We start from the raw sequence: 19,628 nt of genomic DNA, 5'->3' as shown, positions 1-19,628 counted from the left end.
AAGACCTCCTATTGATTTGACCAACTCGCAACTTGTTGTAGATATTGGTAAAGGGCCGTCACATATGGACTCGTCTGCGCAATATTAGCGGTATACAGCTGTTTTAGCAAATCACGGTGTTGCCCGATCTGTTGTACCAATGCAAATTGACCATCGGGACTAAGTAACTGCAATAACTGTAAAAAGCGGCCAGCCAGTTGATCATCTGTTAATGGATACTGGTTCGTCATTTGCAGACAACTTGCCAACAACGTACTCTTTTGCGCTTCACTCATCGCCTGAAATTGTTTTAATACTGGCGCCGGTACCACTGCACCAACTGGTTGACTCGTGTAAAGATCCGCTGGCGTTAGTTGAATCGCTTGTTGTTCTAAGAATTGATAAAACGCTAACCCCAACGTCTCACCAACATCACCTTGGAAGATGTCTAACGCGACGGCAGCTTGTTCGGCCGCTGAAAGTGTCAGCAAGACAGTTAAGTTTTGCGAGACCCGGTGCCAAGCACGCGGTGTTGCGACCAAGTCACCCTGCGCATCGGCTTGATTAAGCCGCGTTGCATCAGCACCAATAAACTGTTGCACGAGCGGGTGAATATTGGGCTCAGTTTTTCCGGCTGGGACTTGTGCGGCCCAGTGGAGCCAATCGCCCGCATCGGTACGCATGACTAGCCGAACGGTCCGATCTTTAATCGCCGCATCCCCAGCAACAACCCCATAGTCACTGGCGGCAAACCCAGTCATACTGGCATCTGGGTTTTCTGCTAACACCAGCTGGACTTGATCTGGCAAAGTTAACGTATTGATGGTCCGTTGTAAAACGAGGTTCATCAATTCGCTTTGAACCGCTTGGGTGCCGCGATTGAACTCATCTAAAAACCAAATAATCGGTTGTTGCGGATGCGCTTCGGCGTAGCTAATAATGGCAATTAACGTATGCGCATAGCCATATTGCACATCAGCTAACTGTCCATAGGCTTTCGTTTGAATAAAGGAGTCGCTCGTTAACGGTGGGACTGGAATGGCTAAGTCCCCTTTTTCTGACAAACTCACGACTGTGGTGAATAACTTTGCTTGCAAGCGGTGCGCCACCTCAGCCACTAGTGCCGATTTACCGATACCCGCTTCGCCAACAATATTGGGAACATTACCCGCCTTTAAGACGACCGGTACCGCGGTTAATAAAGCTTGATAAGATAAGGCCACTTTGTGTTTTCCCCTTTCATTTTGTTTCACGTGAAACAGTTTTGTTCTATTGTAACGCCAAATAAAATAAACGACCTAGTCAGGACTAAGTCGTTTATCATTTACGCTAAAATCAGTTTAGCGATGGCAGCATATGAATCAGCTTCGTAGGTTGGTTGAATCGCAGCGGCATGACTAAGGTGCTGCGGATTAAACCACACACTAGGTAAAGCCGCCTGCTGGGCACCTAAAATATCAGATTGTAGGCCATCGCCAATCATTAGCGCATTTGTCGCCGTTAAAGCTGGATTTCGTTTAAATATGGGGGCAAAAAAGCGGGCATCCGGTTTCGCCACTCCAACATCTTCTGAAATAAAGACTTGATCAAAATACGGTGCTAAGCCTGATCCAGCTAAGCGACGCAACTGGGTCGCCTTAATACCATTCGTGCCAGCAATCAACGTCACCTGCGCTTGTTTTAATTGCGCCAACAATTGCGTCGCGCCTGGCAAGGTGTAATAGTTCGTATCCAAATGATGGCGATACTGTTGTTCAACCACCGGACCGGCCACTTGGATGCCTAATTGCTGGAACGTCTTGGCAAAACGGCTATTCAAGAGGGGCTCACGTTCGGCCCCTTGTTCAATGGCTTGCCAGACCTGATGATTAATTTGTTGATAGATGTGTAAGCCTTGCGTCACATCTTGTGCACCATATTGATGTAGTAATTGCGTCACGCCCTCGGTTTCACCACGAGTAAAATCAAGCAACGTGTTGTCCAAATCAAAAATCGCGTATTGTTTCACGCTGACACCTCCGTCTAACTAACTTGCTAACCAGTATAGCGCAATTTTAGCCATGAGGGGGTGGTTGACCTGCCATTAAGCTTAGTCAAAACTCAGTTGATACTTAATATGACTCTCACCATTACCATCAGGAATCACTTGCAGTTGGGCTGGCAATTGTTCTTCCAGCTCACTCACATGACTAATGATACCAATCATTCGTGACTGGCCCTCAACTGTTTGTAAAGCTTCCATTGCCATGGCTAAGGCATCTTCATCTAGCGAGCCAAACCCTTCATCAATAAATAGCGCGTCGATTTTAATCCCACCAGCTTGCGTCTGAATCACTTCCGCCAAGGCCAACGCCAACGATAAGGCGGCAATGAAACTTTCCCCACCAGATAGCGTATGCACACTGCGAACCTTACCAGCATTATCATCGTAAACATTGATTTCTAGACCGGTCCCATTCCGATATGTCCCAACCGCGGCATCTAATTGGAATTGATAGCGACCACCGGTTAATTGTTGCAATCGCGTATTACCGACCACTAAAACTTTTTGCAAATACGTTTGCAAGACAAACCGTTCTAAGCTCAACTTTTGTTGCCCCGTCCCATTGGCTACCGCTGATAGTTGGGCCATCGCCGCTAAATCAGCTTGTTGATCATGCACCTTAGTCAGGGTCGCTTGCATTTGGCGTACAAGTTGCTGATTTGCTTGCAAGGTCTGACTAAGCTCATAATATTGTGCCTCAACTTGGTCAGCATGTGCTACCGCCGCCTGCGTTTTAGCCGTTAATTGTGCTAAATCAGGCACTGGCCGATCCGCAATCGCTTGTTTAAGTGTGGCCAGTTGACCAGTCAATTGTGACCACTGTTGATCATACGTTTGGACCGCTGTACGTAAATCGGCTAGTTGTGACAAGGTCGCTAACAGCTGCGTCAACCGGTCGAAGTCTGGTGCCCCCCACGCCTCAGTCATCGCTGTCGTTAAGACCGCCGTCTGTTCAGTAACTGTGGCTTGGGCCGCCGCTAAGTAATCAGCAGTCGTATGCTGTTTAGCAGTCACGGCTGATTGTTGTTCATGCACTTGTTGTAATTTGGCTTGAGCCGCCGCTTGGGCTTGTTCATACTCATTTTGAGCTGTGGTCAAGGTTGATAAATAAGTTTCTAACTCGCTTAAGGTTTTAAAATCTGCAGACAATTGCTGTTGCTGGTCCGCCAATTGCGTCTGTAATTTGACGACGGTTTGCTTTGTCGTCGTGACGACGGTTGCTTGGGTCGCTTGTTGATTGGTAGCCGCCGTTAATTCGAGCATCAGCCGTTTCAACTCATCCTGGGCAGTCTGGGCTTTCGTCTGCGCCCGTTGATTCGTCATTTGTGCGGATAATAGCTGTGTTTGCGTAATGGCCATATCGGCACGCAATTGCGCCAAAGTCGTATAAGTCATTGGTAATTTAGCTTCAGCAGCCTGCTTCAAGGCCACCACTAAATCAGCTAGTTGCGTTTGGGCAGCCGTTAATTGCGCCTGCAAGTTGGTCAATTGACTCTTCGCTTCAGCTAATGTTGTGGCCGCTTTAGTGCTGGCCAAGCGCGCGGCTTTTACAGCCGCCTCAGTAACAGTCGTCGTCGTGGTCGCCGCAGGCTTTGGATGCGTGGTTGCCCCACATACCGGACAAGGCGTGCCTGGCTTGAGGCGCTGACTCAAGACCGCGATTTGGGCACTAGCCCAGTCACTATCTAACTGCTGATACGTGGCTTCGGCCGCACTAGCTGCTTGAGTTCTAGCCGCTACCGTTGCTTGTTGAGCAACTAAAGCTTGTTTTTGTTGGTCAATCACTCGTTGTTGATCTTCAACCGCACTGGTACTTCTGACCAAATCTTCCAAGTCACGCCGTTGGGTCGTTAAAGCCGTTTGTTGCTTTAATAGCTCTGGTAGTGCTGCCCCTTGAGTCGTTAAAGTCGCCTGTTTAGTCGTTAGCTGAGTGACTTTTTGCGTCAACTGTTGTGCGTTATCTTCGGCTTGCTTCAACGCCTGCTGGGCCGTTGCTAAGGCCGCCTTAGTCGTATCGACGTGCTGGTAGATGTCTTTTTTAGCTGTCAAGGACACGATCAGTGCCTGCCGCTTTTTAGCCGCTGGCGCCTGGGCCGCAATTGCTTGAACATCAGCTTGGGCGGCCGTTTCAGCAAGTGCTAAGTCCGTCTGTTGCTGCCTTAATTCAGCTTGCACGGCAGTTTGAGCCGCCACTTGTTGTTGGGCTGCTTTGAGCTGGCTCATTGGTGTCGCCAAGGTTTGGCCCCAATCTAAGACCTTGATTTGAGCGCGCTTGGCCGTAATTGTCGCTTGCTGGTCAATTAAGGTTTGTTGGTCAGCTTGTAACCGTTGTAAAGCCAGATGATTATCATGTAATGTTTGGCCCACTTGTTCATTGGCCTGGGCTTGTTTCAAGGCCGCTTTAGCGGCGGTTAACGTTGCCGCCAATTCGGTCTGTTGCGCTGTTTGCGTCGCTTGGATGGTTAATTGGCGATCTACTGCTGCTTGGGGCGCTAAATCAGCGACTTCAGCGGTTATATCTGCCGGCCACGTCAGTTGCTGTTGATACGTCTTTAAGGTTTGCGTAGCGACCTGATTGGCAGCTTGTTGTTGCTTTAATTGTTGCTTTAGTTGTTGGGCCCACCGACTGTATAAACTCGTCCCAAAAATATCGCGTAAGACTTTTTCTTTATCATCACTATTGGCCATTAAAAATTGGCGAAATTGGCCTTGGGGTAATAACACGATTTGTGAGAATTGTTCGCGCGTCAACTGTAACAAGTCACGAATGTAGGCTTGGACGGCGTTGACCTTGACCATTTGGTCGACTTCCGTACCGGCATCGTCAAAAACGGTTAACGTCACTTTGGCAATTTGTTTATGGGTCCCTTCGCCGCGTTTCTTAGCAATAACTTGTTCAGGTTCCCGAACGAGTTGATATACCTTACCTTGATGTTCAAATTCAAACGTCACTTGAGTAGTTTCATCATCGGTAGCAAAGTCGGAACGCATCTGCCGTACATCCCGGTCACCACCAGAAGTCCCTCCGAATAGAGCAAAACACATCGCATCAAAAATCGTGGTCTTCCCAGCCCCAGTCTTCCCACTAATTAAGAAGACTGGAAAATCATTGAACTTGGTAAAATCAATGGTTTGATGCCGATATGGGCCAAAGTAATCTAACGTTAAACTTAATGGTCGCATGCTAAGCCTCCTTATTGGCCGCAGTCAAGGCGGCTTGTGCCCAGTGGGTTTGTTGCTTCGTTAATGCTTGATCCGTCGTTTGTTCAAAGAATGCCTGCATCAGCAACATCGGATCTAAATTAGGATCGACTTTCGTAACCAGATTATCGGTCACAACCGGCCCATTGACCCGTTCTAAATCAATGATATGTGGATAAATTTCCCGTAAGGCGGCCATCACGTTGGGGATTACTTGTTGGTCAGTTAGCTGAACGGATAAATAATCATCTTGCGCTTGCTGTTGATAAAAGGCCGGTTGCGTCAAGTCTGCAAAGGCCCCTTTAATGACCCGTACATCCCGCAATGGTGTCAATGGTTTAAAAGTCGCTGCAAACGGATCCGTATCGACGATCCAAACACCTTTGGTTTGTTGTGCTTCTGAAATCGAGAACTTAACCGGTGACCCACTATAACGCACGCGGTCAGCATGCAAGGCATCTTTACCATGTAAATGTCCCAAAGCGACATAATCAAATGGCGCTAATAAGTCAACCGGAATGGCATTTAAGCCCCCCACGGTCACTTGGGTTTCCGAGTCAACATGAGTACTACCAGCCGCAAAGAAGTGCGCTACTAAGACGTGCTTTTTAGTTGGGTCGAATTGGGCTTGCATCGCTGCGACCAACTTGACCATCGCTTGTTGAACGGTCTTGATCGTCTCATCTTGAAAATACTGCCGTGCTTCAAATGGTTCAAAGTACGGTAATAAGAAGAATTGCGTATCGCCTAGTGTCACTGGTGTTAACGCCTGACTCACCGTTGTGTGCAAATAAAAATCCGTGGCCTTAAACCAGTCACTCCCGGTCCGCAACCGCGCCGCACTATCATGGTTACCACTAATCGCTAACAATGGTAACTGATGTTTCAAATTTAAATCGATCAGCATCGCATTCAATTGCTTAACAGCTGTTTCATTTGGAATCGCCCGATCATATAAGTCACCGGCAATTACCACCGCATCAACTTTTTCAGTCAACGCTAATTGTAAAATCTGCTCATAAGCCGTCTGTTGTTCTGCTTGTAAATCAAAGCCGTGTAGCTTTTTACCTAAATGCCAATCGGCGGTATGTAAAAAACGCATGCTCGCTCCCCCTTAAATCACTTTGTTTATATTATAAAGCACGACGCCCGCATTTAGGGCCTAATCGTTCGTTTTAAAAATAGTCCGCTAACCAACAACCTTTCCACGCCGCTTTTGTAAAGTTACTTACTTTAAAACCCAAGCGTTGATCTTATTTAACTTAACAATAAAATTATCACTACAAATGATTGACCAACGTTTTACGACGCTAAATTCTCACTCATCACCATCGTAATCGTTTTCAATAATATCTAAACAATTGTATTTAACTTATCTAAATCATTAATATCGTGAGCATTTCATACCCCACTAGCCGCAAACTATCGTAAAATAAGTTTGTAGTAGCAATTCTAATTATTTAAGGGAGCGTGGATTTCATGCGCAAATATTTTGCCGAGTTTCTCGGCACGTTCATGCTAGTCTTTCTCGGGACTGGCGCAGTCGTCATCGGTAAAGGTGACGTCTTAACAATTGGGTTAGCCTTTGGGCTCGCCATTACCGTTTCAGCGTACGCGTTTGGTGGCATCTCAGGTGGGCACTTCAACCCGGCCGTTACCACGGCTATGTTGATCAACCGCCGTATGCCAGCTCGAGATGCTTTGGGCTACATTGTTGGTCAAATATTAGGTGCCATCGTGGCTTCTGCCGCCATTCGGAGTTTTGTGAGTGCCTTAGGTTTAGCAACTAACTCATTAGGCCAAACTGACTTTACCAAAATCAATAGTGGGATGGCCTTCTTCGTTGAAGCATTGGCAACCTTCCTCTTCTTGATGGTCATCTTAAATGTCACTAGCGACGAACATGGCAATTCAGACTTCGCCGGTTTAGTCATCGGGATCACATTGGCCTTCTTGATCATCGTTACCTTGAACTTAACCGGTGGATCATTAAACCCCGCCCGGTCAATCGGACCAGCCATCTTTGCCGGTGGGACCGCCATTTCACACCTCTGGGTCTATATCTTAGCCCCCGAAGTCGGTGCCATTCTTGCCGCTTATTGTGCCCGTTTCTTAGGCAGCGAATATTAAGCTCAAAACGTCAGCAATTTGCTGGCGTTTTTTGATTGGCCTGAACAACCAAAAAGCGCTTGGACAAAGGTATCCAAGCGCCAGTCAGAATTGTTATTCATTTATGGCGCCAATGCCGAAACCACGCATGGAGCGTTCCGACCGCCAAACCGATAATCACGACCACGGCAGTCACGTAACCAAAGATACCAATATTAGTGATCCAGTTATTATCGGGATGGCTTTGCACCAGTAGCGACGACCCGACGATCAAGGCCGCCAAAATCACGGCGAGCACGATCTTATTGACCATCGAATCAATGCGATCGATAAACAACTTACGATGTGAGAACACGATATTGACCCGGGTTTGACCATTCTCAAAAGTATCTAAGGCTGATAATAATCGTGAGGGCAACTTCGGCGCATCGCGTAAACTTTGCAACGTTGCCAACGCCCCATCCTCTAATTCACTGCGAAAATTAAAATGTTCACGCATGTATTTACGCGCAAACGGCCGAGCGACATCCATCATCGATAAGCTCGGATCCAAGGTCTCAACAATCCCTTCGATCGTCCCAAACGCCTTACCCAGCATCGTTACAGCCGGATTCACTTGAATATTATTCGTCCGACAAACCTTAACCATTTCAAACAGCAACCCCTGAAAGTCGATATCCCCCAAACCAGAGTTGTAATACTGACTTAAAAACGGGGCTAACGCGCTAAAAAAGGCTTCTTCATCCACTTCACCCGTGCGATTTGAAATCGCCAAAATCGCTTTACCAACTTGACGGGTATTTTCAGTCGTCACCGCAATGACCACGTTAGCAATCCCATCCATTAGTGCTGGACTGATCGACCCCATCATCCCAAAATCTAAATAGATCAAGCGATATGGCGGCAACGTTGGTTTGGTCAAATGGCCGGCTTTGCGCGGCCCAGTTTCATGATAGCCCATGTCTTGTGGCCGTAATTCACGTAACAAGATATTCCCTGGATGAGGGTCGGCATGAAAGAACCCATCTTCAAAAACTTGCTTCAAAAAGTTCGCCACCAACGTTTGCGCCAAGTAGCGCCGCTCATCATCATATTGATGATCATCGACTTCATCGGCCGCATTCAAAGTCGCCATAAAATGTTGGATACTCGTCCCAGCCATATACTGATTGACCAGTACTTTTTGGGTACTGTAATTATCATAGACCCGTGGCACACGGATAATATCATCATGATTATTCAACCGATAAAAACGCGCGCCATTTTTGACTTCAATACTTGTATCTAATTCATTGAATAACGACCGTTTGATTTCAGCCACCATCTCACGCAAGTCAATGACCGAAGACTCTGGAATATAACGTAACAACGGTAAGGCACGTTCAAATAACGAAATATCCAGCGCCACTTCCGCATCGATACCCGGATGCTGCACTTTAACGACCACTTTTTGACCATTCAGTAAAACAGCATGATGGGTCTGCCCCATTGAAGCCGAGGCAAACGGCTGCTCATCAAAACTGGCAAACATTGCCGTCAGCGGCTGACCCGTTTGGGTTTCAATCGTCTGCTGCACGATATCAAACGGATCACTTTTAACGTTATCTTGTAATTTTTTAAATTCATTCGCAAAGCTTGGTTTAACGATGTCCGTTCGCGATGATAAAATTTGCCCGATTTTAATAAAAGTCGGCCCTAATTCTTCAAAGGCCAGCCGAACTTGTTGCGGGTGCTTTTGCCGGGCGAGATTACTTAAAACATTGTATTTACGTAAGACCCCGACGATCGTCCGAAAACGAGTATGGCGGTTTTGATTCGCCTGCCAAGTCGGCGCTGTCGGTTCAGTTGGCTGCGTGGTCATCTTGTCACCTGCTTTTCTCAAAGATTGAATAAGTCCATTATCTAACTTTCCGGTCCACTTCGCACTAATGATTTTCTTTTTTTCAAAAAAGCCGTTGACAAATTCAACGCTCGGCGTTAAATTATAAACACATTAAAAAACGGTTAACAAACGCGTCGAGAAACACAGTAAGTTAACGATTCCGGGTCAAGCGAGTGCCAGTGTGGTGAAAGGGCATCCCGAATCTTTAACCGAAAATCAGTTTCGAGCGGCTGCGGCGATAGTCTAAGACTTAGCGGCAGTTGGGTGCTCCCATTATCGAGCCAGGGTATCGCTAGTGACCGGTCACTAGCCGTACCTGTGAGGTCATCACAGCAATGGGGTGACGAAGCTAAGGTGGTAACGCGTTTTAAACGTCCTTGTTTACTGAATTTAAGTTCAGTGTGCAAGGACGTTTTTTTGTTTAACCGCAAAATTTGGAGGTTAATTTCATGCTAAATAAAGTTCAAAAACGACACTTAACCAAACGTGATTATGTCACTTTAAGCTCAATGATCTTTGCGCTCTTCTTTGGGGCCGGCAATTTGATTTTCCCATTGCATCTTGGCCAATTGGCTGGTAGTCACTGGGGCATGGCGGCCGTGGGCTTTTTAGTTACCGCGGTCGTACTGCCACTATTATCGGTCTTAGCCGTTTGTGTCACCAAATCTAAAGGTGTCTATGATATTGGTAAACCTTTGGGCACGACGTTTGCGATCGTCTTTATGGTTTTGATCCACTTTACGATTGGCCCATTCTTCGGAACGCCTCGGACAGCAACCGTTTCATTTACCGTTGGCTTAGCCCCCTTCTTCTCAGCTAAATATCAAACGCTCGGGTTACTCCTATTCTCAGCGGCTTTCTTTGGTCTCGCTTATTACTTGTCACTCGAACAACATAAAATCATGAGTCGCGTTGGTAAATTACTGAACCCCTTGTTTTTGGGCTTACTAGTCGTGATTTTCTTTGTCGCCTTCAGTAGTCCTTTGGCCCACGCTGGCAGTACTAACGCGACCGCCGCTTACCAAACAGCTGGGTTCACCAATGGCTTTTTACAAGGCTACAACACGATGGATGCCTTAGCCGGCTTAGCGTTAGGGGTCACGATCGTTACCGCCGTCAAATTCATGGGTCAAACTGATCCTAACAAGGCCGCTTGGGTCACCGCTCGCGCCGGGTTATTTTCAATGAGTTTTGAAGGCCTCATCTATGTGCTTTTAATCTTACTAGGTGCGCAATCACTAGGTGCTTTCAAGCTATCTGACAATGGTGGCGTTGCTTTTAACCAAATCGTTAACCACTACATGGGGACGTTTGGCCAAGCCGTCTTAGCAGTGTTGATCATCACCACTTGTTTGACGACCGCCATCGGGTTAGTCGCAGCTTTTGCCCAAGACTTCCACAAACATTTTAGCTTTTTAAGTTACAAGGCTTGGTTACGACTCACTTGTTTGGCGTCATTTCTAACTGCCAACATCGGCCTCAACCAAATCATTGCCTGGTCAACACCCGTTTTGATGTTCCTATATCCCTTAGCCATGGCTTTGATCTTCTTATCGATCTTATCACCATTGTTCCATCAAGCCGCCGTGGTTTATCGTTGGGTCGTAGTCTTTACTGTCGTACCAGCCGTCTTTGACATGGTCGCAGCCTTTCCAACGGTCGTTAGTCAAAGTGCCCTTGGGCGAGCCATGGCACACGTTCAAAGCTTTATGCCTTTAGCTGCCAGCGGGATGGATTGGCTTGTCCCCGCACTAGTCGGCGCTGTCTTTGGGACCTTGCATTACTTATTACAACAACGCGCCAAGAATCACACCGTTAATCCGGTCAGCCAACGTAACTAAAATTGCCGCTTCCGGTCGGCCGTCATTCCATTAGCGGTGTGGACCAGCCCAAGCCTGAGAAACGTCTTGAGCTTCGTTTTTAAGCCTAAAGCCCAAGTCTTAAAAACGTCCGTGGCATAAGCACGAAAAGTACATCGTGCAAACGCCACTAACACAGCTAATTCCATGGCGTCCAACCTCCAGCTTAAATGTGCAGTTTCTTAATGCGCCACTAGTAGCCGGTATCAAAGCACAACTCATCCAATCAATCGACTAGTGTTCTCAATTAAGCGCGTGCGGCAACACATGCATGGTTGTCCTATTCTCTTAATGCTTATACTAAAAAAGGCCATAGCAAGCTATGGTCTTTTTTAGTATGCTATCAAATTTTCAGTTAACTTAGCTGGAGGTTAGTCATAATGGAATCTGCCATGTAGGTGGTGTTAGTGCGATGGTTTTTCGCGCTTACACCACGGGCGTCTTTCAAGACTTGAACTTTAGGCTTGAAAACGAAGTTCAAGACCGGGCCACAGGCTTGGACTGTCCCCCATGGCAGATGGAACTATGACTAACTGGAAGCGACAACCCAGCCAAGTTCCCAAACTTAACTAAGCAATCAAAGCTTGCAGTCCAGCAGCTAAAATCCCACCTAAGAGTGGCCCACACATTGGGACCCAAGCATAAGACCAATTGGCACTCGACTTGTTAGGTACTGGTAAAATCGTGTAAGCAAATCGTGGCGCCCAGTCCCGGGCCGGATTGATGGCAAAGCCTGTCGTCCCACCAAGCGTCAGCCCAACGACGACAATCAATAACCCAACGATCAATGGTTTCAAACCTTGCGTAAAGTTGCCAAGATTCAATAATGGGAAGATAAAGAAGAACGTCGCAATCGTTTCGCTTAAGAAGTTAAATAACGGATTGGGAATCGCTGGGCCCGTTGCAAAAATACCAACACTGTTGCCATCAGCGGGACTCTTAGCCGCTTTAAAGTGTGGGTAATATTGAATCATGACCACAACTGCCCCAACAAAAGCGCCTAAGAATTGGCCCAATAAATAAGGCATCACTTGAGCCCAAGGGAAAAAGCCGAATAGCGCAAACCCAATCGTGACCGCCGGATTCAAATGACCTTGTGACCCAAATTGACCGGCCACATAGACCCCAAACGTGACCGCTAAGCCCCAGGCTAAGGAGATAAACGTCCAATTTTGCGCATGCGCATACGTTTTCTTCAAGTTAACGCCAGCACCACTGCCGACCCCAAATACAATCAGCACCATCGTGCCAAGAAATTCACCTAAAAATCCATGCATCCCGCTCACCTATCCTTACTTAATTTTCAACGGTGCAAGTTGGGCTTCGACCGCGGTCAAATCCACCCCTGCTTGTAATAATGACGCGGCCGTATACGCACTTTCAACTAAGGCCGTGTCATATAAATGCACCGACTTGTCACTCATTTCAATCGCCATTTCCAAGTTCATTTTGGCGCTACCTAAATCGTAAAAAGCCAGTAATTCATCAGCCGCATTGTCATCAAACGCCGTACTGATTTTTGCCATACTCGTCCCAACTTGGTTATCATCGGTTCCACCCGCAAAGGTAATCGATACATCGGCGGCTACTTGCTTGATCAAAGTCGTTACGCCGGCCGCAATTTCAGGGACATGGGAAACAATCACAATGCCTAAACTCATTAGTTAGCCTCCACTTCTAGTAAGGCGGTAAAGAGATAGCCACTTGAAACCGCACCTGGATCTAAATGACCCACGGACCGTTCACCTAAGTAAGATGCCCGGCCTTTTTTAGCGATCATTGGTTTGGTACTTTCAACCGCATCATCGATAACCGCTTGCGTTAAATTGCCCGCTTGAACAGCGGCTAAAACGGGAGTCCAGACATCAATCATCGTCTTATCGCCAGCTTCGGCGCCACCACGCTTTTCAATCCCAGCTAAGGCAGCCGCTAATAACGTTGGCAAGTCAGTCGTCCCGGCCTTGCTGGCTTTAGCCATTTCTAGAAAGGCGGTCCCATACAAGGGGCCAGAAGCACCGCCGACTTTACTGATCAAAGCCATCGCAATGGTTTTAAAAACCGTGGTCAAATCAGCATCATCTTTATCGGCCAAGGCCGCTTTAACTGCCGTCAATCCCCGCGCCATATTATTACCGTGATCGCCATCACCGATCGGGGTGTCTAAATCACTTAAATAAGCTTTATTTTTTTCAATCGCATCGCCAAATTTGTCGAGCCAAGTAATGGTATTTTGTGCCGTTAACATTTGCATCGTCCTTTCTACCAAGCAATCGTTTCAACTGGATAGTTCAAATAATCGAGCCATTTCGCATCAGTTAAGTCAAAAATCGTTAAGGAGATTCCAGCCATTTCAATCGACGTCATATAACTACCGACTTTCATAAAGGCTGGTTTAATGCCCTTTTCAGCTAAAGCATCGAGTAAATCATGGCTGAAGACATATTGTTCCATCAAGGGGGTCGCACCCATCCCGTTGACTAAGACCGCATATTGATGACTTTGATCAAGTTGCAAACTATCATCGAGCTTGCCTAATAATTCCGCGACTAAGTCCTTTGATGGCTTGATTTTTTCGCGCCGATAGCCGGGTTCACTATGAATCCCAACCCCGTATTCAATCTCGTCATCGGCGAGTTCAAAACCAGGCTTACCCACTTCTGGAACGGTTGCGGCTGACAAGGCGACCGCAATCGTGTTGATATGTGGTAACACCGCTTGGGCCAATTGATCTAATTCGTCCAGACTAGCGCCTTGATCAGCAGCGGCGCCCAGCACTTTATGCATGAATAACGTACCAGCAACGCCCCGACGACCTTGCGTATAAAGACTATCTTCGACCGCGATGTCATCATCGACGACGACAGATTTAACGTCGATATCATCCATTTCAGCCATATCTTTCGCCATATCAAAGTTCATCACATCACCAGAATAGTTCTTGATGACTAAAAAGACCCCTTTACCTTGATCGACTGCCTTAATTGCGGCGTAGATTTGATCAGGCGTTGGTGACGTGAAGACTTGCCCAGCAACGGCGGCACTCAACATGCCTTTGCCCACAAAACCGGCATGGGTCGGTTCATGACCACTACCACCACCACTGACGATGCCGACTTTGCCAGCCATCGAAGCCGTATCGCTGCGCACCATGGCTTCGGTATCAGGTAATTGCTTTAAATATTGTGGATAGGCCCGTACAAGGCCATCGACCATTTCAGGAACGACATCTTTTGGATCATTGATAATCTTTTTCATGCTTAATCACAATCCTTTCTGAATTTACAAGTTAATTGTAGCTGAATCCGCTTACAAAATCGACGGACAAAATGCAAAAATTGTCCGTTTGGACCACCACCGGCAATAAACCAAGTGCGGTATAATGAGAGCAAATAACTGAAAGTTGGTGAGCCACATGCAAATTATCAATGAACCCGACCAAGCGTTAGCCCAAGCGGTCCAAGGGATTCAGTGGGCCCACCCCGAATTAACTTGGGTCCCTGAAACCTATGGCTGTTACGACCAACGGTTTAAAGACGACCAAGTGCCTTTAATTGCTGGCGGTGGTAGCGGCCATGCGCCGGCTCATTGGGGCTATGTTGGCCGCGGCATGCTGACCGCCGCGGTGATGGGCCCAATTTTCACCCCCCCGACAGCGGCCCAAATCGTCAAAGTCGCCCAAGCGGTCACCAAAAAAAAGCGGGTCTTTTTTATTGTCAAAAACTTTCCTGCCGACGTGGCTGCCTTTGGTCAAGCTCAAGCAACTTTGCAGGCGGCTGGTTGGGAAGTAGGCATGGCGTTAGTCGCTGACGACATTTCAGTTGACAATGCGTCCTTAAAAAAACGCCGTCGCGGGGTCGCCGGGACGGTGTTAGTACACAAAATTTTAGGCGCTGCGGCCCTCAATGGCGCCACGATCCCGATGTTAACGACCTTGGCCAAGCAGGTCACGGCCGCGGTCAAGACAATTGGCGTCGCGGCTAGTGGGGCCTTACTCCCTGGTCAAGCCCAAGCGTCATTTACCCTGCAACCCGGTGACATCTATTATGGCATCGGCATCCACGGTGAACCCGGCTATCGTAAAGAACCCTTTCAATCTTCCGAACGCTTGGCCCAAGAATTGATCAGTAAGTTAAAGCTCAACTTCAATTGGCAACCTAACGATCATTACGCGGTCTTAGTGAATTCCTTAGGTGGCACGCCACCCTTAGAACTAATGGTCTTTAACCATGATGTCCATGAACTCCTACAGCTGAATCAACTCCAGTTAGACTTTCACAAAGCCGGGACCTTTTTGACCTCTAACGGGATGCATGGCTTATCGCTAACCATGCTGCAGCTAGCTGATCCGGATTGGTTAACCGCCCTGAATTTACCAGTTCAAACACCGGCTTGGCCTAATTAGTTAGCATCTGCAAGGTCATTTGAATCGCCGTTAAAGCTGCACCAGCTAACTGTTCATAGTCTTCCGGATGATTGGTCGTAATATTGTGGACTAATGACTGCGCAATTCCTAGACATAATAACCAGATCAAGGCATCCGCCGCTTGCACATCAGCGCAGGCTGGCGTTAAATGTGTGACCAAGTAGGCCAAGTGATTAGCAATCAACGCGGTCACATCGATTTCGTGTTGCGTATTGATACATTCCGCATAAAATTGCCGATTAGCATCTAATTCATAACAAACGAGTTTAATGATTTCGGGCCACTTGAGATAGTTCAAGTTATGCTCAACAGTTTCGGTCATCGTATCATCGATAAACCAAGCTAATAATTCATATTTATCTTGAAAATAATCGTAAAATGTCTGCCGCCGTAAGTGAGCAGTATCCATCACCGCCGTCACTGAAGTCCGCTCAAAGCCCTTGGCTAAGACGACTTGTTGAAAAGCTTGGGCAATTTTCTTTTTCGTGATATAAGCCATTACGACGACCTCCGTGTTAGATGATGTTCTCAGTCTAATGCAAAATGCGACGCAACACCACTCTGAATTCAGTTGTGGGCTAGTCGCGTCGCATTTTTTATTCTTTATGGAAGTAAGTGGTTGTCACTTGATGGCCAAGTTGATTCATCGCCGGCAGTTGTTGGGCCAAGGTCCCCCCTTGTGATAAGGCCACCACAACGATGGCCCGCCGCCCCTTGGCCAAAATCGCCGCATCATTTTCCACGCCATACGTGTCAAATTCACCGGTTTTATTATAAACTTTCAGCTGTGAACTGACTAAGCGCGGTAATTTTTGATGATTCGTATTAGCCGCCATTAAGTTCAGCATTGCCGTATCAGCCGCTGGTGAAATCAAGCGATGATGCCAAAGCCGCATCAGAACTCGACTTAAGTCACCCACTGACGTGACATTGTCGCGCCCAGCTGCTAGTGCCGTTTGATCCATCATCAACCGATTCAACCGCGTCTTGGTCGCGCCAAGTCGCGCGATTTCTCGATTGACTACCGTTCGGCCCCCAACGGCGCGAATCAGAATGTTAGTGGCCGTATTATCGCTCACCGTCATCATCGCTTTGACTAACGCTCGATAAGTCACTGGCGTCCCAACTGCTTGGGCTTGTAAGTTTCCCGTCCCACCAACTTTATCACGCGCTTTTAACGTATACGTGGTATCTAAGCGCAACGTTTTATCAACGACTTGCTGATACACCGTCGCTAAAATAAATAGTTTGATTACGCTCGCAGCTTTTTGTTGACGGTTATGCCAGTAATATGTTTGCCCAGTCGTGGTTTGAATCGCCACTGCTGATTGCCCTTTGATTGGTCCCAGCGTTTTAGCAACGAGCTGCTTAAATGGCAATTGGGGCCTAGTTGGCGTGGTCACTGATGACGACACCTTTTTCACCGTGACCGTCTTGGTCGTTTGGTGTTTCGGCCCAGACGACTGAGCTGCCTGACAACTCGCTAATAAACCCACCACTAGTAACCCACTTCCCAGCAGCACTAACCTTTGGTCTCGTCGCATGTGTCCCCCTCCTCAAGTCAAAAAAGCACGTGGCCTTTTGCCACGTGCCAGTCATTATTTGATCCAAACTTCATTGACCAAGTCGCCTTGATACGTTTTCCCATCAGTCAAAACACTGTCACCGTCATACGACGTGTAACCATAATAAGTTTCGTGTTCATTATCGCTGTCCCAGACGACATCGACTTCCACATTAGCACTAATTGATTTCGTTTTATTCGTGTCAGTGGTGACGTCATACGATAAAATACCGGTCGCACTGGAGGCTTTGATCGTCGCCGTGCCATAAAAGGCCGTCCCGTCATTGTTGTTTTGCGTCACCGTGCCGTCAGATGCAATCGTGAGATCTGACTGCAGCCGGTCACTGTCATAGTTATAAAAGGTGTAGTCCCCAACAAACTTACTATAACTGTCAAAGCTATGGTTAGTTGCGGGCGTTGTCGTCTTAGTCGTTGCCACCCCACTCTTGGTCGTGGCCGCTTGATGGCGATTACTTTTACTTTGCTTAAGTAAAAACTTGTCATTACTCTTTTGCAACGCAAAAAATTCGGTTTTTAAACTTTCAAACCCTTTTTTACTCAAGTCAGCCAAATCGATCGCACTCAGTTTTTTATTGGACTGTTTATATTTACCATCCACATTTAACTGTTGGGCTGTCTTTAAAATGGCCTCATCCTTAGTCAACTTAGACTCACTGCTGGTACTGCTACTGGTAGTTTGCGCGGTAGCTTTCGTATGACCACTGCCACTGGTAACACTACTGCCAGACCCACAACCAGCTAAAGTGCCCACGGCCACTAGCGCGACAACCATTAATAACCACTGTTTACGTTTCATCATTTACCCCTCCACCCCAAACCGGCTTAAGTACCCGTTAGTTTGGTTGGTTTAAGTTTAAGCTAATCGTACCTTAACCGCAATCATCGCCACCGCGGCATGCTTTTTAAACTAATCAAGATGAAAAGTCTCCCGTTATTATCAATCATCAGTAGTCCCAAATTAAATTAAGTTTCACTAGTTAAATCTATTTTTGTTTAATTTATAAGTTATGCTGATTCAGCTTAAACTTATCAAAAAACGACCAACAAATTTTGCTGATCGTTAAGTGACTTATTTTTTTGATTGCCAATTACCCATGGCCGTAATTCGGGGTTGATCGTTACCAAGCTGCCGTTCTTGTTCCACGGCTTGTTGCCCAACTAAATTCAGATAGTTGAACGGTTCATCAAAATTCGGTTGAAATAACATATCGACAAACGCTAAATCATCGATCGTATTGCCATTTTGAATCATGACTGAAATCGTATTCGCTGACTGCGACACATCATGTTGACTCCAAAATTGCGCCCCTAAGACTTGCCGCGTCTGATAATCATAGACCAAGTCAATAATCAGTTCTGTCGGGTTTGGCATGTATTTTGGCCGCCAAGGACCATCATAGATCACATGTCGAATCGGTAAATCATCACGCTTGGCCGCGGCATACGTTAACCCCGACGTTGCCAGCGTATAATCAAATAACTGCATCGCAGACGTCGCTTGGGTCCCGACATAGGGCTGAATATCGCCAAAGACGTTGATGCCAGCTAAGGCGCCTTGCCGCAATGCATTCGTTGCAAGCGGCGTATATGCCGGCTTGCCTGTCGGATTAAAGTTCACGACACAGGAATCACCAGCCGCGTAAATATCCGGATTCGACGTTTGCACATAGTCATTAATGATAATGGCCCCATGCTTGTCCATCTCGACTTGGCCGCGCAATAATTCCGTATTGGGCACAAATCCGGTACAAACGATCGCTAAGTCCGCCCGGTACTCCCCGCGCGACCCTTCAATCACGACCTGACCATCATCATCACTGCGAAATCCAGTAACCCGTTGATTCAAATGCACATGCACGCCTTGATCGCGTAATAATTGGACGGCACGATCAGACAACTCATCACCGATATAGTTGTTTAAAATATGACCATGCGATTGAAACAACGACACTTCATGGTCTGTTTCAGCGTAACTCTCGGCTAATTCAGTCCCCATATAGCCCGCACCAATAATGGCAATATGGTGGTGATCTTTAGCCGTCGCATAGATTTCTTGCGCTTGTTGATAATTTTTGCATAACAAGACATTAGCCTGATCGATGCCGATGATTGGGGGCACCGCCACCGATGAGCCGGTCGTCATGATCAACTTATCATACGTATCTTCAAAGACTCGTCCTGTTTGCATATCCGCGACTTGTAGTTGCTTGTGCGCGGTATCGATTCGTAAGACATTATGTTGCGTACGCACCGTGGCCCCTAATTTAACTAAATCCTCGGGTGACGCATAAAACATATCTTCAAGACGATCAATTTTCCCCGTTAAATATAAATAAATCCCACTCGACACAAACGAAATATTGTCGTGTCGTTCATAGACCGTTACCGCCGTTTCCGGATGCCGAGTTAAGATTTGCTTGGCGGCGGCGGTGCCGGCATGCGTACTGCCCACAATCACTACTTTCATTAGCTGTCTTCCATTCTTTCTAGTGTGCATAATTACAGATTTTAATCATCAATCCCCGAAATTATTACCGTCACGTACC

Annotated in this window: 17 protein-coding genes and 1 other annotated feature; of the genes, 3 read left to right on the top strand and 14 right to left on the bottom strand. The window is 47.0% G+C overall.

Annotated features, from left to right (window positions below; all coding sequences use genetic code 11):
* Positions 1-8: 8 nt before the first annotated feature.
* From FFM75_RS04500 to FFM75_RS04485, 4 genes are all read right to left on the bottom strand, one after another.
* Positions 9-1,202 (bottom strand): AAA family ATPase, encoded by a 1,194-nt coding sequence (locus FFM75_RS04500; RefSeq protein WP_137628004.1) that lies wholly within the window; start codon positions 1,200-1,202, stop codon positions 9-11.
* Positions 1,203-1,303: 101 nt separating this feature from the next.
* The gene (locus FFM75_RS04495) at positions 1,304-1,987 is read right to left on the bottom strand and encodes a YjjG family noncanonical pyrimidine nucleotidase (RefSeq protein WP_137628003.1); all 684 of its coding nucleotides are present in this window, start codon (positions 1,985-1,987) and stop codon (positions 1,304-1,306) included.
* Between the two features lie 81 nt (positions 1,988-2,068).
* Positions 2,069-5,206, bottom strand: coding sequence for an AAA family ATPase (locus FFM75_RS04490; protein WP_137628002.1), 3,138 nt, complete (start codon positions 5,204-5,206; stop codon positions 2,069-2,071).
* A 1-nt stretch (position 5,207) separates the two neighbouring features.
* Positions 5,208-6,326, bottom strand: coding sequence for an exonuclease SbcCD subunit D (locus FFM75_RS04485; protein ID WP_137628001.1), 1,119 nt, complete (start codon positions 6,324-6,326; stop codon positions 5,208-5,210).
* A 377-nt stretch (positions 6,327-6,703) separates the two neighbouring features.
* Here FFM75_RS04485 and FFM75_RS04480 point away from each other — a divergent pair, with 377 nt between their 5' ends.
* Positions 6,704-7,354, top strand: coding sequence for an MIP/aquaporin family protein (locus FFM75_RS04480; protein ID WP_137628000.1), 651 nt, complete (start codon positions 6,704-6,706; stop codon positions 7,352-7,354).
* A 97-nt stretch (positions 7,355-7,451) separates the two neighbouring features.
* Here FFM75_RS04480 and FFM75_RS04475 read toward each other — a convergent pair whose 3' ends face one another.
* Positions 7,452-9,194: an ABC1 kinase family protein gene (locus FFM75_RS04475; protein WP_137627999.1), complete on the bottom strand. Its 1,743-nt coding sequence runs from the start codon at positions 9,192-9,194 to the stop codon at positions 7,452-7,454.
* Positions 9,195-9,340: 146 nt separating this feature from the next.
* Positions 9,341-9,597 (top strand) — a binding site (T-box leader).
* A 67-nt stretch (positions 9,598-9,664) separates the two neighbouring features.
* Between FFM75_RS04475 and brnQ the strand changes: the two genes are divergently transcribed.
* Positions 9,665-11,056 (top strand): branched-chain amino acid transport system II carrier protein, encoded by a 1,392-nt coding sequence (gene brnQ / locus FFM75_RS04470; protein ID WP_137627998.1) that lies wholly within the window; start codon positions 9,665-9,667, stop codon positions 11,054-11,056.
* Here the strand turns inward: brnQ and FFM75_RS13915 are convergent.
* From FFM75_RS13915 to dhaK, 5 genes are all read right to left on the bottom strand, one after another.
* Positions 11,053-11,223 (bottom strand): hypothetical protein, encoded by a 171-nt coding sequence (locus FFM75_RS13915; protein WP_171001417.1) that lies wholly within the window; start codon positions 11,221-11,223, stop codon positions 11,053-11,055. The two genes, brnQ and FFM75_RS13915, sit on opposite strands and share 4 nt — an antisense overlap.
* A 420-nt stretch (positions 11,224-11,643) precedes the next feature.
* A complete protein-coding gene (locus FFM75_RS04465) occupies positions 11,644-12,351 on the bottom strand; it encodes an MIP/aquaporin family protein (RefSeq protein WP_137627997.1) in 708 nt (235 codons plus the stop codon).
* 15 nt (positions 12,352-12,366) lie between these two features.
* Positions 12,367-12,735: a dihydroxyacetone kinase phosphoryl donor subunit DhaM gene (dhaM, locus tag FFM75_RS04460; RefSeq protein WP_137627996.1), complete on the bottom strand. Its 369-nt coding sequence runs from the start codon at positions 12,733-12,735 to the stop codon at positions 12,367-12,369.
* Positions 12,735-13,319 carry a dihydroxyacetone kinase subunit DhaL gene (gene dhaL / locus FFM75_RS04455; protein WP_137627995.1) on the bottom strand — a complete coding sequence of 195 codons (585 nt, stop codon included), beginning with the start codon at positions 13,317-13,319 and terminating at the stop codon, positions 12,735-12,737. Before dhaL ends, dhaM begins: the two co-directional genes overlap by 1 nt.
* Positions 13,320-13,333: 14 nt before the next feature.
* The gene (dhaK, locus tag FFM75_RS04450) at positions 13,334-14,329 is read right to left on the bottom strand and encodes a dihydroxyacetone kinase subunit DhaK (protein WP_137627994.1); all 996 of its coding nucleotides are present in this window, start codon (positions 14,327-14,329) and stop codon (positions 13,334-13,336) included.
* Positions 14,330-14,486: 157 nt separating this feature from the next.
* Between dhaK and dhaQ the strand changes: the two genes are divergently transcribed.
* Positions 14,487-15,476, top strand: a complete 990-nt coding sequence (gene dhaQ, locus FFM75_RS04445) for a DhaKLM operon coactivator DhaQ (RefSeq protein WP_137627993.1) — start codon at positions 14,487-14,489, stop codon at positions 15,474-15,476.
* Here dhaQ and dhaS read toward each other — a convergent pair.
* From dhaS to FFM75_RS04425, 4 genes are all read right to left on the bottom strand, one after another.
* Entirely contained in the window at positions 15,469-15,996 is a 528-nt protein-coding gene (gene dhaS / locus FFM75_RS04440; RefSeq protein WP_137627992.1) for a dihydroxyacetone kinase transcriptional activator DhaS, read from the bottom strand. The two genes, dhaQ and dhaS, sit on opposite strands and share 8 nt — an antisense overlap.
* A 97-nt stretch (positions 15,997-16,093) precedes the next feature.
* Positions 16,094-17,041 carry a serine hydrolase gene (locus FFM75_RS04435; RefSeq protein WP_137627991.1) on the bottom strand — a complete coding sequence of 316 codons (948 nt, stop codon included), beginning with the start codon at positions 17,039-17,041 and terminating at the stop codon, positions 16,094-16,096.
* A 54-nt stretch (positions 17,042-17,095) separates the two neighbouring features.
* Complete coding sequence (locus FFM75_RS04430) at positions 17,096-17,878, bottom strand: hypothetical protein (protein WP_137627990.1); 783 nt, start codon at positions 17,876-17,878, stop codon at positions 17,096-17,098.
* A gap of 273 nt (positions 17,879-18,151) precedes the next feature.
* Positions 18,152-19,549 (bottom strand): FAD-dependent oxidoreductase, encoded by a 1,398-nt coding sequence (locus FFM75_RS04425; RefSeq protein ID WP_137627989.1) that lies wholly within the window; start codon positions 19,547-19,549, stop codon positions 18,152-18,154.
* Between the last annotated feature and the right edge of the window lie 79 nt (positions 19,550-19,628).

The sequence above is a fragment of the Lactiplantibacillus daowaiensis genome (assembly GCF_005405085.1).
Classification (GTDB): Bacteria; Bacillota; Bacilli; order Lactobacillales; family Lactobacillaceae; genus Lactiplantibacillus; species Lactiplantibacillus daowaiensis.
This window is presented reverse-complemented; position numbering and strand designations above follow the sequence as displayed.

Bases quoted from the DNA above. Each gene is read 5' to 3' on its own strand.
- FFM75_RS04490 (WP_137628002.1), bottom strand. From the start codon at position 5,206: ATGCGACCATTAAGTTTAACGTTAGATTACTTTGGCCCATATCGGCAT.
- FFM75_RS04485 (WP_137628001.1), bottom strand. From the start codon at position 6,326: ATGCGTTTTTTACATACCGCCGATTGGCATTTAGGTAAAAAGCTACAC.
- FFM75_RS04480 (WP_137628000.1), top strand. From the start codon at position 6,704: ATGCGCAAATATTTTGCCGAGTTTCTCGGCACGTTCATGCTAGTCTTT.
- FFM75_RS04475 (WP_137627999.1), bottom strand. From the start codon at position 9,194: ATGACCACGCAGCCAACTGAACCGACAGCGCCGACTTGGCAGGCGAAT.
- brnQ (WP_137627998.1), top strand. From the start codon at position 9,665: ATGCTAAATAAAGTTCAAAAACGACACTTAACCAAACGTGATTATGTC.
- FFM75_RS13915 (WP_171001417.1), bottom strand. From the start codon at position 11,223: ATGGAATTAGCTGTGTTAGTGGCGTTTGCACGATGTACTTTTCGTGCT.
- FFM75_RS04465 (WP_137627997.1), bottom strand. From the start codon at position 12,351: ATGCATGGATTTTTAGGTGAATTTCTTGGCACGATGGTGCTGATTGTA.
- dhaM (WP_137627996.1), bottom strand. From the start codon at position 12,735: ATGAGTTTAGGCATTGTGATTGTTTCCCATGTCCCTGAAATTGCGGCC.
- dhaL (WP_137627995.1), bottom strand. From the start codon at position 13,319: ATGTTAACGGCACAAAATACCATTACTTGGCTCGACAAATTTGGCGAT.
- dhaK (WP_137627994.1), bottom strand. From the start codon at position 14,329: ATGAAAAAGATTATCAATGATCCAAAAGATGTCGTTCCTGAAATGGTC.
- dhaQ (WP_137627993.1), top strand. From the start codon at position 14,487: ATGCAAATTATCAATGAACCCGACCAAGCGTTAGCCCAAGCGGTCCAA.
- dhaS (WP_137627992.1), bottom strand. From the start codon at position 15,996: ATGGCTTATATCACGAAAAAGAAAATTGCCCAAGCTTTTCAACAAGTC.
- FFM75_RS04435 (WP_137627991.1), bottom strand. From the start codon at position 17,041: ATGCGACGAGACCAAAGGTTAGTGCTGCTGGGAAGTGGGTTACTAGTG.
- FFM75_RS04430 (WP_137627990.1), bottom strand. From the start codon at position 17,878: ATGAAACGTAAACAGTGGTTATTAATGGTTGTCGCGCTAGTGGCCGTG.
- FFM75_RS04425 (WP_137627989.1), bottom strand. From the start codon at position 19,549: ATGAAAGTAGTGATTGTGGGCAGTACGCATGCCGGCACCGCCGCCGCC.